This is a genomic window from Ruegeria sp. AG6 (assembly GCF_056541565.1).
In genome coordinates, this window is the sequence record NZ_JBQFYQ010000011.1 from 59,431 (window position 1) to 73,131 (window position 13,701).

Annotated in this window: 13 protein-coding genes; 7 read left to right on the forward strand and 6 right to left on the reverse strand. The window is 59.3% G+C overall.

Features of this window, described 5'->3' with window-relative positions; translation table 11 throughout:
- Positions 1-57 precede the first annotated feature (57 nt).
- From ACR0I0_RS17925 to lpxK, 5 genes are all read left to right on the forward strand, one after another.
- A complete protein-coding gene (locus tag ACR0I0_RS17925) occupies positions 58-1,572 on the forward strand; it encodes a DUF2125 domain-containing protein (RefSeq protein ID WP_480492442.1) in 1,515 nt (504 codons plus the stop codon).
- Between the two features lie 172 nt (positions 1,573-1,744).
- Positions 1,745-3,091, forward strand: a complete 1,347-nt coding sequence (locus ACR0I0_RS17930) for a TldD/PmbA family protein (RefSeq protein WP_480492443.1) — start codon at positions 1,745-1,747, stop codon at positions 3,089-3,091.
- Complete coding sequence (locus ACR0I0_RS17935; protein ID WP_171724904.1) at positions 3,078-3,878, forward strand: inositol monophosphatase family protein; 801 nt, start codon at positions 3,078-3,080, stop codon at positions 3,876-3,878. Before ACR0I0_RS17930 ends, ACR0I0_RS17935 begins: the two co-directional genes overlap by 14 nt.
- Positions 3,875-5,113, forward strand: coding sequence for a 3-deoxy-D-manno-octulosonic acid transferase (locus ACR0I0_RS17940; RefSeq protein ID WP_480486480.1), 1,239 nt, complete (start codon positions 3,875-3,877; stop codon positions 5,111-5,113). The genes ACR0I0_RS17935 and ACR0I0_RS17940 overlap by 4 nt, the downstream gene beginning before the upstream one ends.
- Positions 5,100-6,101 (forward strand): tetraacyldisaccharide 4'-kinase, encoded by a 1,002-nt coding sequence (gene lpxK / locus ACR0I0_RS17945; RefSeq protein ID WP_171637784.1) that lies wholly within the window; start codon positions 5,100-5,102, stop codon positions 6,099-6,101. Before ACR0I0_RS17940 ends, lpxK begins: the two co-directional genes overlap by 14 nt.
- A gap of 39 nt (positions 6,102-6,140) precedes the next feature.
- On the opposite strand, the gene ACR0I0_RS17950 is transcribed toward lpxK, so the two are convergent.
- Positions 6,141-6,803, reverse strand: coding sequence for a DsbA family protein (locus tag ACR0I0_RS17950; protein ID WP_171724901.1), 663 nt, complete (start codon positions 6,801-6,803; stop codon positions 6,141-6,143).
- Between the two features lie 13 nt (positions 6,804-6,816).
- A complete protein-coding gene (locus tag ACR0I0_RS17955) occupies positions 6,817-7,323 on the reverse strand; it encodes a DUF721 domain-containing protein (RefSeq protein ID WP_480492444.1) in 507 nt (168 codons plus the stop codon).
- Positions 7,324-7,404: 81 nt separating this feature from the next.
- On the opposite strand from ACR0I0_RS17955, the gene mutY reads away from it, so the two are divergent.
- Positions 7,405-8,460 (forward strand): A/G-specific adenine glycosylase, encoded by a 1,056-nt coding sequence (gene mutY, locus ACR0I0_RS17960; RefSeq protein ID WP_480492445.1) that lies wholly within the window; start codon positions 7,405-7,407, stop codon positions 8,458-8,460.
- A 61-nt stretch (positions 8,461-8,521) separates the two neighbouring features.
- Positions 8,522-9,658 carry an alkane 1-monooxygenase gene (locus tag ACR0I0_RS17965; RefSeq protein ID WP_480492446.1) on the forward strand — a complete coding sequence of 379 codons (1,137 nt, stop codon included), beginning with the start codon at positions 8,522-8,524 and terminating at the stop codon, positions 9,656-9,658.
- A 79-nt stretch (positions 9,659-9,737) separates the two neighbouring features.
- Here the strand turns inward: ACR0I0_RS17965 and ACR0I0_RS17970 are convergent, their stop codons facing one another.
- From ACR0I0_RS17970 to ACR0I0_RS17985, 4 genes are all read right to left on the reverse strand, one after another.
- Complete coding sequence (locus ACR0I0_RS17970; RefSeq protein ID WP_171637795.1) at positions 9,738-11,120, reverse strand: adenylate/guanylate cyclase domain-containing protein; 1,383 nt, start codon at positions 11,118-11,120, stop codon at positions 9,738-9,740.
- Positions 11,121-11,260: 140 nt separating this feature from the next.
- Complete coding sequence (locus tag ACR0I0_RS17975) at positions 11,261-12,361, reverse strand: site-specific DNA-methyltransferase (protein WP_170427508.1); 1,101 nt, start codon at positions 12,359-12,361, stop codon at positions 11,261-11,263.
- Positions 12,362-12,468: 107 nt separating this feature from the next.
- Positions 12,469-13,086 (reverse strand): ribonuclease HII, encoded by a 618-nt coding sequence (locus ACR0I0_RS17980; protein ID WP_171637799.1) that lies wholly within the window; start codon positions 13,084-13,086, stop codon positions 12,469-12,471.
- Positions 13,087-13,196: 110 nt separating this feature from the next.
- Complete coding sequence (locus ACR0I0_RS17985) at positions 13,197-13,655, reverse strand: hypothetical protein (protein WP_171637801.1); 459 nt, start codon at positions 13,653-13,655, stop codon at positions 13,197-13,199.
- Positions 13,656-13,701 lie beyond the last annotated feature (46 nt).

The window sequence follows — 13,701 nt, forward strand, 5'->3', positions numbered from 1 at the left end:
ACGATACCCGCCACAAAACCGACCATGCGCCACAAATTGATCAAGAAGGGTTACCTTATGTCCGTTTTCCTTCGCCGCAGCTGCGGCGCTGCCTTGGCTTATGCCGTTGCCACCCAAGGGGCGTTTGCCGATCTGTCGGCCGATGACGTCTGGTCCGATTGGCAGAGCTATTTCACCTCGATGGGTTACACCGTCACAGGAGACGAAAGCACTTCGGGCGACGTCACCACGATTTCCAACATGACACTTTCAGTGGCCCTTCCCGAAGAGGACGGACAGTTTCAGATGGTCATGCCGGAAATGACATTGACCGAAAATGGTGACGGGACCGTTACCATTGACCTGCCGGAAAGCTTTCCCATGGAAATCACCGGTCAGGCCGAAGACGAAAACTTCGCAGCCACTGTCACCTATTCCCACAGCCAACTGAACATGGTCGTGTCGGGCACACCGGACGACATGACCTATGACTACAAGGCTGACAATCTGGGCGTGAAACTGGATTCGATTGAGGTCGATGGTGAGGCGCTGCCCAATGATGTGTTTGGCATCGATGTCCAAGCAAGCGATCTGTCCGGCAGCTCGCGGATGCAGATCGGCGACAATCGGAACATCAGCCAGACGTTCAACGCAGCCACGTTAACTTATGATCTGAACTTTCAGGATCCTGAAAGCGGCGAAAACGGGTTGATCAACGGTAAACTCGATCAACTGGCATTTGAGGGCAACAACGTCGTCCCGCCGGATTTTGACTTTTCGGACCCAGAAGCCTTTTACAAGGCTGGTTTTTCGTTTGACGGCACCTTCACCTATGCCGCAGGCAGCACGGATCTGAGCGGGACCAGCGAAGGTCAGGCGTTCTCGATGAACAGCACGTCCGAAGGCGGGCGTTTTGCAGCCAGCATCGATGCAGAGCGTATCGTCTATGACATTGACCAGAACAGCACGAAGATGGCCGTTACCACGGCGGGCCTGCCGTTCCCGATCGAACTTTCGATGGCCAAGGCGGGCCTGAACTTCGAATTCCCCATCCAGCAATCGGACGAGGTTCAACCCTTCGGCTTTGGGCTGAACCTGACCGATTTCACCATGTCGGACGTATTGTGGGGCATTTTCGATCCTGCGGGCGCGCTGCCGCGTGATCCGGCGACGATTGCGCTGGATGCGACGGGAACCGCGAAAGTGCTGATGAATATCTTCGATCCTGAAATCGACGTCGAATCCGACGAAGCGCCGGGGGAACTGCACTCGCTGAAGATCAACGAACTGCTGGTTTCGCTGGTTGGCGCCAAACTGACCGGTACCGGTGATTTTGCTTTCGACAACACCAATACCGAAGAGTTTGATGGCCTGCCCAGCCCAAGCGGCGTGGCGAACCTTCGGCTGGTTGGCGCCAACCAGTTGATCGACACTCTGATCGGCATGGGAATCATCTCGGAAGAAGACGCGCTGGGTGCCCGCATGATGATGGGTCTGATGGCAGTTCCGGGCGAAGAGCCGGACACACTGAACTCGAAGATCGAGTTCACCGAAGACGGCCAGATCCTGGCGAATGGTCAGCGTATCAAGTGACAATCAACGGAAAGGGCCGCGCAACATGCGGCCCTTTCTCTGCCCTGCCAACCCTTGCCCAAACCTCTGAAACGGCACGGGTTCACCGCGATACTCAACGCACAATCTGGTCACAGGTCTTGCGAGACGGGCGGTCCAAGGCTAGGTCCTTGGCAATCAACCCGGAGGCCTCATGACCTGCTCACCAGAAGAAATCAGCCATCATTTGCTTGACGTGGCCCGCAAGGCAGGCGCGGACGCGGCGGATGCCATCGTTATCGACGGATCCTCTGTTTCCGTCGAAGTGCGGGGCGGCGCGCTGGAACATGCCGAGCGCTCGGAAGGGACTGATTTGGGATTTCGGGTGTTTCTGGGCAAACGATCCGCCATTGTGTCCAGTTCCGACAGCCGCCCTGAAACCCTGCGCGCCATGGCGGAACGAGCTGTCGCAATGGCCAGGGAGGCCCCCGAAGATCCGTTTTCCGGGCTGGCTGACAAGGACCAGCTGGTCACAGACTGGAACATAGAGTCACTGGAATTGTCAGACCCCGCCCCGGCCCCGTCTGCCGAAGCCCTGATGCAGGATGCCCTGACGGCCGAGGCCGCAGCGCTGGCCGTCGCCGGCGTCACCCAGGTGTCGGATGCGGCCGCAAGCTATGGAACCCACCATGTGCATCTGGCCGCGACAAACGGGTTCACCGGCGGGTACGCGCGCAGCAGCCGGTCGGTTTCCTGTGTTGCGATCTCGGGCGAAGGCACGGGGATGGAACGGGACTATGACGGCGACAGCCGGACGTTCCAATCCGACCTGCGCAGCGCGAAAGAAATCGGGCGCACTGCAGGCGAACGCGCCGTGCAACAGGTTGGTGCGCGCAAACCTGAGACGGGAAGTTTTCCGTTGCTCTTCGACGAACGGATCTCGTCTTCGCTCATCGGCCACCTTCTGGCCGCCAGCAATGGCGCGGCGATCGCACGGGGCGCATCTTGGATCAAGGATTGTTTGGGGCAGGACGTTCTGCCTGCGCATCTGTCCCTGATCGAAGACCCGCACCGCCCGCGCATTTCGGGCTCGCGTCCCTTTGATGCCGAGGGTCTGCCGACACGACGCCGGGCAATCGTGGAAAACGGTGTTCTGACCGGCTGGACGCTGGACCTGTCAAGCGGGCGAAAACTGGATATGGCGTCCACGGGAAATGCCGCGCGTGGGGTCTCGGGCCCGCCATCGCCCAGCAACTGGAACCTGAGCCTGACACAAGGTGACCAAAGCCGCGCCGACCTGCTGCGCGATATGGGAACCGGGTTGCTGGTCACGTCCATGATCGGTTCAACGATCAACCCCAATACCGGTGACTATTCAAGGGGTGCATCGGGCTTCTGGGTCGAGAATGGCGAGATCACGCATCCGGTCAATGAATGCACCATCGCGGGCAATCTGCGGGACATGCTGCGCCGGATCATCCCGGCGAACGATGCCCGCCCATACCTGTCGCGCGTGGTTCCGTCGCTTCTGATCGAAGGAATGACACTTGCCGGCAACTGATCTGCCCCTGCTGATCGAGGCGGCGCTGGAGGCCGGCAAGATCGCCACGCGCTATTCCGGCACGCAAGCACAGCGCTGGGACAAACCCGATGGCGCCGGCCCAGTGACCGAGGCGGACCTTGCCGTGAACACGATGCTAGAGGAGCGGTTGTGTTCGGCGCGACCGGGCTATGGCTGGCTTAGTGAAGAATCCGAGGATTCCACCGACCGGCTGGACCGCAACAGCACTTTCATCATCGACCCGATCGACGGCACCCGGAGCTTTGCAGAAGGCGCGCGCACCTGGGCACATTCCATAGCCGTCGCCGATAACGGCGTGGTGACGGCGGCGGTCATTTACCTGCCGATGCGGGATTTGCTGTACACGGCGGCCCAAGGTCAGGGCGCGTCTCTCAATGGTAAGACGATCACGACCTCGGACACCGCAGAGCTTTTGCAATCAGAAATTCTGGCCGCCAAGCCGAACCTTGACGCACGGCATTGGCGCAATGCGCAGGCGCCAGAATTCGAACGCGCGTATCGTCCGTCACTTGCCTATCGCATGGCTTTGGTTGCGCAGGGGCGGTTCGACGGCATGCTGACCCTGCGCCCCAGTTGGGAATGGGACATTGCCGCCGGCGACCTGATCATCCGAGAGGCCGGCGGCGTGTGTTCCGACCGTACGGGTCAACGGCTGATCTTCAACAACATGCATCCCAGGTTGAACGGCGTGATCGCCGCCAGCGCCTCGATTCATCAGCAACTGTCGGCACTGCTGGATCCGGCCGGGCCGGGAATTGGAACATGAGCAAACCGCGCTCACTCAGCCTGGCCGCCTACAGGGTGTTGTCATGGGGGTTGCGCAACGGGGTTGCGCCGCAATCCAACCTGCCGCGCCCCAAAGGTGAGTTGCTATGGATCCATGTTGCCACACCGGATCGGCTGCGGGCTGTGACCGACTTCTGCCGTCGGCTGTCGCAGGTCAGGGCCAAGCTGAATTTCCTGCTGACAGCCCCCCCGGATGAGGATCTGTCCAACTGGCCGGACAGCAGGTTCCCTTTGATCAACCTGCCACAGGAACAGAGTGGCGCCGCCCGCGAGTTTATCGAATACTGGCGTCCGAACATGGGGTTGTGGGTCGGTGGCGATCTGATGCCCAACATTGTCACGCGCGCTGACGAACAGGCGATCCCGCTGGTCCTGTTCGACGCCCAATTCAGCGTCACACTGTCCCGGAACGCCCGTTGGCTGCCGGACATCACACGGGTGACCTTTGACTGTTTCCGCAAGATTCTCACGCCATCCGCCGAGACGGCTCGACAGATCCGCCGCCTCGGAATCCAATCCGGAAAAGTTGCGGAATCACCGCCTTTGCGGATCAGCCCCAACCCTCGGCCCTGGCCAGAAGACGAACTTATCGAGACCACTCATACACTTGCCGGGCGCCCGGTTTGGCTGGCGGCATGGGTTCAGGACAAGGAGTTCATCTCGGTTCTGACAGCCCACCGTCAGGCACTGCGGATGCTGCATCGGCTGGTTCTGGTGTTGCACGTGGCAAACGAGCCGGAAGTCTCGCCGCTGAGACGGCGGCTGGAATCGATGGACCTGCGCTGCGTCAACTGGGATGAAGGGGACATGATTGAAGATACCACGCAGGTCGTCCTGACATCGGACCCCGAAAACCTGGGCCTGTGGCATCGCATGGCACCAGTGACCTTCATGGGCAGTTCACTGGAACGCGGCGCGGGCGGTCAGGATCCGTCCGAAGCAATCGCGCTGGGGTCTGCGATCATGTTCGGACCATATGTGCATCGCCATCAGGAATTCTATTCCAGCCTGCAACAGGTGAACGCCGCCAAAGAGGTTAAAACGGCAACCGAACTGGGCGACGCCGTTGTGCAGCTTCTGGCGCCGGATCAAGCTGCCGACATGGCGTTGGCGGGATGGCAATTGTTGACCGAAGGCGCACCGCAGGCTGACGCCCTGATCGAAATGGTGCAGGATATTCTGGATCAGCGGAGTGCGGATCATGCGGGCACCTGATTTCTGGAACACGACCCCGGACCAACCGGATCTTAGGGCGCGTATGCTGGCACCGTTGGGGCGCCTGTATGCAGCGGCAACCGCCCGTAGGATCGCCTCGGAATCCGGCGAAAAGCCGGGTGTGCCCGTGATCTGTATCGGCAACCTCAATGCTGGTGGAACCGGTAAGACACCAACGGTGATCTGGACCCTTGAACAGCTTCGAGGCGCCTGGCACGAACCACATGTCGTCACGCGGGGGCACGGAGGCTCTTTGGATGGGCCGGTGCAGGTTGATCCGGCCCGGCACACGGCTGCCGAAGTAGGAGACGAGCCGCTGCTTCTGGCGATGTTTGCCGAAGTCTGGGTTGCCAAGGACAGGGCGGCGGGCGCACGGGCCGCCGCAGCGGCGGGCGCCACGGCAATCGTGCTGGATGACGGTTTTCAAAACCCCTCGGTGGCCAAGGATTTCTCGATCATTGTTGTCGATGCTCAACGCGGGTTCGGAAACGGTTTGTGCCTGCCTGCCGGGCCACTGCGGGAACCGGTCGACATCGGATTGAAACGGGCCGACCTTGTGTTGTCTCTGGGCGATGAGGCCGCGCAAATGGCTTTCACCGGTCAGTGGGGCGACAAGTTGTCTGTTCCCCATGTCACCGGAGCAATCGAGCCCCTGCAAACCGGCATGGACTGGACCGGCACACGCGCTTTGGCATTTGCCGGTATCGGCCACCCCGAGAAGTTCTTCAAAACCCTGCGACAGCTGGGCGTAGACCTGGTCCGCGCCGAAGCCCTGGACGACCACCAGCCTCTGACTCAGGCACTGATGGCCCGTCTGGAAAACGAGGCGCGCCAACTGGGTATTCAGATGATAACGACCGAGAAAGACGCCGTACGTCTGCCCCCGGCTTTTCGGAGCAAAGTGATCACTCTGCCGGTTCGTCTGCGAGTGGGCGAAACTGACAAGGTCCGCGACATGCTATTGAATGCAGCACCTGCACCAAAATAGGCCCGGTCGGCCCCTACAGGGCCAACCGGAAAAGGGTTTTTAACCGCCCAGTTCGTCTTCGATCAGCTTTTTGAAGTCAGCGTAGGACTGGTTGTCGACTTTCTTGCCGTTCACAAGGAACGACGGGGTCGACTGAATACCATCTCGTTCGGCGTTTTCCTGATACCACGCAGCCAATGTCCGCGCCTTGGTACCGTCTTGCAGGCAAGCCTCAAGCTGGTCGCCATCGATGCCGGCCAAACGACCGATCTTGCGCAGCTCGTCCACGATCTCGGCCGGACCACCTGCGCGTGTCCATTCTGCCTGCCCTTCATAGATCAGGTCTGTGATACCGAAGAACTTTTCGGGGCCAGCGCAGCGTGCAACCATCGATGCCCAAAGGCCGTAGCGGTCAAAATACACCTCACGATAGGTAAACTTGACCTTGCCGGTGTCGATGAAGTCTTTCTTGAGCTGCTTATACGCGCCTGTGTGGAAGTTTGCGCAGTGCGGGCAGGTATATGATGCATATTCGATGATTTCGACAGGTGCATCCTCGGCGCCCTGCACCATCTCGACGATCGTCGAAGTATCCAGGTCTGCCTCCTGCGCTTCGGCGGCACTGACCAGTGGAATGGTGACATTGGTGTTCGACCCTGTCAGCCAATAGCCGCCAGCGGCCACGGCGACGGCCGCACAGATTACGGTTGCAATACGGCTCATTTTCAGCCCTTTCTCAGCGTTTCTGTTTGGATAAAACGTTGCGCCCGAGACGTTCAAGAGCCGCGCGCAAATCTACATCATGTACATCGCGTGACATTTTGTCGGCCTCGGCGGCAATGTCAGGCGTAATCTGGGGTTTGGCTTGCTTCGGCTTGTGGTCGAAACTGGCCTGCCCCTCGGCAAATCCGGTCGGAGCGGTCTGGGTGATACGGACACGGCTGATGGCGTTATAGCCATAGACCGCGTTTACCTTGCCGCGCAGCTGTTCCTTCTGCATTTCCAGCATCGGAGCCTGTGGCCCGGTCGTTAACACAGTTAGGGTGGCACCAAATCCGCCCTTGCCATAACCCACTTTGACCGGGCGCGCGATGGCGGCGGTTTCCTGGCCGACAATCTCGGCCCAGTGGGTCAAAAGCCGCGACACGGCAAACCCCCGGCTTTCCCCGGCGCGCCGGATCTGATCGTTCAGCAAGGATGCGGTGCGTTTGAACCCGCGGGTCGAAGAACGTCTGCGTTGCATCTGGTTTCCTGCTCCTACACCTCTATTGTACTGGGCAGGCCACCATGTGCCAGCGAAACCCGACCGGGAGTTGAATAAAACTTGCGTGACTCTGCTGAATTCACCGTCAGTGATGCGTTGCTGGAGTGGTACGACCGCCACGCCCGCGAAATGCCATGGCGCATCGGTCCGGCAGATCGCGCTGCCGGGATGCGCCCCGATCCCTATCGGGTCTGGTTGTCCGAAGTGATGTTGCAGCAAACAACAGTTGCCGCCGTTCGCGACTATTTCCTGCGCTTCACCACCCGCTGGCCTACGGTTCAGGCTCTGGCCGCCGCACCGGACGATCAGGTCATGGGGGAATGGGCCGGGCTTGGCTATTACGCCCGCGCCCGCAATCTTTTGAAATGCGCACGTACCGTCACGCAGAACTACGATGGCCGGTTTCCCGACAGCTTTGAAACACTGCTGAACCTACCTGGCATAGGCCCCTATACCGCCGCTGCGATCTCGGCCATTGCGTTTGATCGACCCGAAACCGTGCTGGATGGAAACGTCGAGCGTGTCATGGCCCGGCTCCATGACATTCACGATCCGCTACCCGTGTCCAAACCCCTGCTGAAGGAAAAGGCGTCGGCCCTGACACCGGCCACACGCCCCGGCGATTACGCACAGGCGGTCATGGATTTGGGGGCAACCATCTGCACGCCGAAGTCGCCGGCATGTGGCATCTGCCCCCTGCGTGACCCCTGTCAGAGCCGTATCGCAGGAACCCAGGCCGACTTGCCACGAAAAACACCCAAAAAGCCCAAATCCACGCGCTATGGGCACGTGTATGTTGCGCAAAGCGCAGACGGGGCCATGGTGCTGGAACGCCGGCCTGACAAAGGTTTGCTGGGCGGAATGCTGGGCTGGCCCGGATCAGAGTGGAACGATGCCCCGGCCGAACGGCCTCCGTTCCCGGCGAATTGGAAGATGTTGCCGGGCGAAGTCCGCCATACACTTACGCATTTCCACCTGATTTTGCGGATCTGGACCACGGATGCCGCCGATCACGACATACCCGAACATCTGACAGTTGTAGACAAACACAGCTTCAGGCCCGGCGACCTGCCAACCGTGATGCGCAAGGCCTATGATCTTTGGCGAGGACAATAAGTCCGCTGTGCAAATCTTCGGGCCATGGCTAGGATATCTCCGTAAAGTCGGAGCAGAAAAGATGATCGCAACAGGCACATTGTCCCGCTGGCAATCTGCATCCCCTTTCTGGGTGTCGCTGCTGCTGATTCCGCTGGTCTGGTTTTCAGCTGCCACCGGTGGATGGTCACTGCTGCTGGTTCCTGCCGCAACCTGGTGGGCTTTTGCAGTGCTGGACCGGATCACCGGGCTCAACACGCAAAACGCCGACCCCGAGACGCCGGACACGGCGCTGCAATGGTACATATTACTGACAAAACTCTGGGCCCCGATCCAGTTCATCACCCTTTTTGGTCTGATCTGGTACGCAACCCACGGCACCCATCTGTCAACGCTTGAGAAAATCGGCCTCTTCTTTGGCATGGGCGTCATTTCGGGCACGATTGGGATCAATTACAGCCACGAGTTGATGCACCAGAAAAGCCATATGGAACGCTGGCTGGGGGACATCCTTCTTGCCATGGTGCTGTATTCTCATTTTCGGTCCGAGCACCTGTTGGTCCATCACCGCCATGTTGGCACCCCACGCGATCCGGTAACGGCGCGCTACAACGAAGGTTTCCATCGCTTCTATCCCCGCGTTCTGTGGCAATGCTGGGTTTCGGCCTTCAACGCCGAGCGCAACAAGCTGGCCCGCATCGGCAGACCGTGGACAGATCGTTCAAACCCGTTCTGGCGGTACTGGGCGCTGCAAGGTGGGATGCTGGCACTGGCCGGCCTGATCGGAGGATGGTCCGGCGTGGCGCTGTTTCTGCTTCAGGCTGGTGTCGCGATCTGGCAGCTCGAGCTGGTCAATTACGTCGAGCATTACGGCCTGACCCGAAAACACCTGGGCGACGGACGGTACGAGCATGTCCTGCCACGCCATTCCTGGAATGCCTCGCAGAAAGCTTCGAACTGGTTGCTGATCAATCTTCAGCGCCATTCGGACCACCATTACAAACCCAATCGCCGGTTTCCGCTGCTGCAACATCACGCGTCGGACGCAGCCCCACAATTGCCCTATGGCTATCCCGTCATGACCGTGTTCGCTATGATCCCTCCGCTTTGGCGGCGGGTCATGAACCCGCGCGTTCGCGCGTGGCGACGCCACTATTATCCCGAGATCACCGACTGGCACCCCTACAACAAATCTTTGAACCCCATGCCCAAAGCGTGACCGCAGCGCGCACTGGCGCGCTGCTTGACCCAACTGTCAGCACTGCATCTGCGATCCTGTTCTGACGGGCGGGAGGCCCTCAGCTTTTCATCACCCAGACATCCATCGGCGCCTCGACCCCTCGCACGGTTTGGTCGCGGCAGGCACCAAAACCGGCCATGACCTCCGGCGCCTGCGGGTTTTCTTCCTCAACCCGCAAACGCACGGCATCGCTGACAACGATACGCGCCTTGAAATCACGCGTCAGTGCCTCAAGCTTGGCCGCCACATTGACCGCATCGCCAATCACCGCGAATTCCAACCGGTTGGCACCGATATCCCCAAGTACGACCGAGCCGTAATGCACCCCAACGCCGACATGGATTTCGGGCTCTCCCACCCTGCGACGTTCCAGATTCCAACGGTCGATCACACCCACCATCGCACGCGCGCAGTCCAGGGCATTGCTCGCGTCCAGGGGCGTTGGCACCGGAGTGCCGAAGGTCGCCATCAAACCGTCGCCCAGATACTTGTCCAAGGTCCCGTGGTGCCGGAATACCTCGGTTTCCATACGGGCATGAAACCCGCGCAGAACCTCGATCACTTCATAGGGATCCCGCCCGGCGGCGTATTTGGTGAACCCGACGATATCGATGAACAGAACGGCCACATCTTCTTTGCGGACCTGTTTCAGCGGTTCATCGTTCTGGCTCAGCTCATCCACCACATTGGGCGAGAAATACCGCGACAGGTTGGCCCGTTCACGTTCCAATCCTGCGTTGTTCATCAACAATTGATTGAGACGCCGCATCGAAATGCCCAGCGTTACCGCGACCATTATGAATACGATCACTTGCTGGATACGTTGAGGGACCATGAAACTGTTGGGGTCCAACAGCTCGGCAACATCCGGATAGCCCTGCAAGGCCTCTGCAACCTTTTCGCTGATCCCCGGAATCGGCGTTGCCACCCACGAGGCAACGATCCAACCGATCGTCCACATCAATGCCGTCCACGAACCGATGGCAATGACCGTTCGCCAGGAATAAGCTAGGGTTCCAGCCGCCAGGATGACGAAAAAGTACTGAAAATTGTCGAACCGGTATTGCATGGCCAGAGGGCGAACATCGTCACTGAACGGGTTGGGCACGATCATTCCAAGGGTCATGATCAGCAGATCCACGAAGATCAAAAGAAGCTCGACCCGCGATTGCCCCACCCGACCGGAACGGCGGATCAGCCAACCGTTGGCGCAGATCAGCAGCAGAATGAAGTGATACCAAAGCACCTCCCATTGCGGGTTCAGGAAAACCAGAAGAACCCCGGTCAGTGCCATCGCCACCCAGCGCGCGCGGACGGCCAGTTCCAACCCTTCTCGCTTGTGCCGCTCCAACGCGGCCTCGGTGTATTTGTTGTCCAGATCGAACGTGTCAGGTTCCGTGAAAAACAGACTGCGGCGGGGCTGCGCGGTTGTCTCGGTCATGGCCGTGATCTTTCTTGCAGTGTCAGGGTCAACAACATGCAATCACTGTTGATCCGAAAACAAAAGACCCCGCCGTAGGATCGGCGGGGCAAGGCGTAGTGCCTTGTGTCAGGCCACAGGCACCGGCGGTGTTCTTTGTATCAGTTCATCTCGGCCCGGATCTGCTGGCGCAGAACGTCGATCGGAACCGTTTTGCCGTCACGCTTGAAGCACCAATAGGTCCAGCCATTGCAGGACGGCGCATTTTCCAGATGGGCGCCCACCTGATGGATCGAGCCTTTGACGTTGTCACCGACCAATGTGCCATCGGCCCGGACCTTGGCTTTGTGGCGCTGGTTCATGGAATACAACTCTTCGCCCGGGCGCAGCATGCCACGTTCGACCAGTTGCCCGAAGGGCACGCGCGGTTCGGCGCGTTTGCTGGCACTAACTTCCAGAGCCTCACGATCGAACTTGCGGACCTTGGCAATACGCTTCTCGGCCACCTTGCGGTAGCTTTCCTCGCGCTCGATCCCGATGAACTCGCGACCCAGCATTTTGGCGACTGCACCGGTTGTACCTGTGCCAAAGAACGGATCCAAAATCACATCGCCCGGATTGGTCGAGCCAATCAACACGCGGTGCAGCAGCGATTCCGGCTTTTGTGTCGGGTGTGCCTTGTCGCCGTTTTCATCTTTTAGACGCTCATGCCCGGTGCAGATCGGCAGAACCCAATCGCTGCGCATCTGCACGCCTTCGTTCAGAGCCTTTAGCGCCTCATAGTTGAAGGTGTATTTCGCGCCTTCGCGTTTGCTGGCCCAGATCATCGTCTCATGCGCGTTGGTAAAGCGCTTGCCCCGGAAATTCGGCATCGGGTTCGACTTGCGCCAGACCACATCGTTGAGGATCCAATATCCTGCGTCCTGCAAAGCCGAGCCTACACGGAAAATATTGTGGTAAGAACCGATCACCCAGATAGCGCCGTTGGGCTTCAGCAGACGGTGTGCTGCCTTCAACCATTCGCGCGTGAACTGGTCATAGGCACCAAAGCTGGAAAACTGGTCCCAGTGATCATCAACCGCATCCACCTGAGAGTTATCCGGGCGGTGCAACTGGCCTTTCAGCTGCAAGTTATACGGAGGATCGGCGAAAATCAGGTCAACCGACGCCTCGGGCAGACTGTTCATCACTTCGATGCAGTCCCCGGATAGAATCGTGTTTAAAGGGAGCGCTTTTGCGCCCTTTTTGGTGGTCGTTGTCATATCACTGCCTCAAGTATCCACGGCGCTTTTGCGCTCATTTGGTTGAGACAAGGATGAGTCAAAGACGATTCGCCGTCAATTTCTTTTTTGAATCAGCGACTTACGATTTACTCTTGATACAAGATATTGTGCACTGGCTTGAACGAACGTCTATGGTGTGGGGTCACGCCAAGATTTTGCAGCGCTTCCTTGTGTTGTTTTGACGGATAACCGGCGTTGGTTTCCCATCCATATCCCGGATGCTGTTGCGCCAAATCCACCATCACCTGATCGCGCCAGTTTTTCGCAAGGATCGAGGCGGCTGCAATCGACACCGATCGGGCATCCCCCTTCACGACGGCCTGCGACGGGATTTTCAGGCCGCGTGGAATCATATTCCCGTCGATCAGCAGGAAATCGGGGGCCGGCGACAGTGCCTCAACCGCGCGCAGCATCGCCAGATGCGATGCCCTGAGGATGTTGATCTCGTCAATCTCGGCGACCGAGGCTTCGGCCACGGCAAACTCGGCGCTGTGCCGGATCTCGGCATCCAGGGCGGCCCGACGTCTGGCCGTCAGCTTCTTGGAATCATTCAACCCTTCGGGGATGGCCTGTGGGTTCAGGATCACCGCTGCCGCGACGACCGGGCCGGCCAAAGGGCCGCGCCCGACCTCATCCACGCCCGCGATGCGGCAATGGCCCCGGCCCAGCAGCGCCTGTTCAAGTTCGAAATCTGGTTTTGTCATGCCTTTGGAAAACCGTGTTTCACACAGCGCCGCAAGAAAAAAAGAGAGGGCAGCCCACACCGCCCTCTCTCACACGGCGCTTCTTTGGCGCCGCTCCTGCTCAACCGGTGTTACTGGTAAACGACACGGTATCCTTTCTGGCGCAGGCACGCGGGTTCGTATGCCCGCTTGACCTTTTGCCCATTCCAGAAACCGACTTTGCACTCTTGCGGCAGGCTATTGGCATGTTTGTAATGCTTCTTGAGGCATTTCGGCCCAAGCAGCGGATGATCCTGTGAATACCCGTTAAATGTGCGCAGGCAGCGCTGGGGCAGATCATAACGCGCCACGCGCGGCGGCAGAGGGCGCACCGGCTGCGGCGTGTAAGGTGCCGGGGTATAGGTTTGGTGGCGAGTCGCCCGATCCTTTTTCTTTTCCTTGTTGTAATAGTGAACCCCGGCCCCGATGATCGCGATGGCGGCCAGCCCGCCAAGAATGTCCTTTGCGTCCGCAGCCCGTGCCTGAGACGCAGACACCCCGGTTATTGCAACCGCGGTCGCAACGATGAATGCGATGAATTTCTTATGCATGATGCGTGTCCTTCATAGTGTTTGGGCGACCGTGTGACGGAGCGCG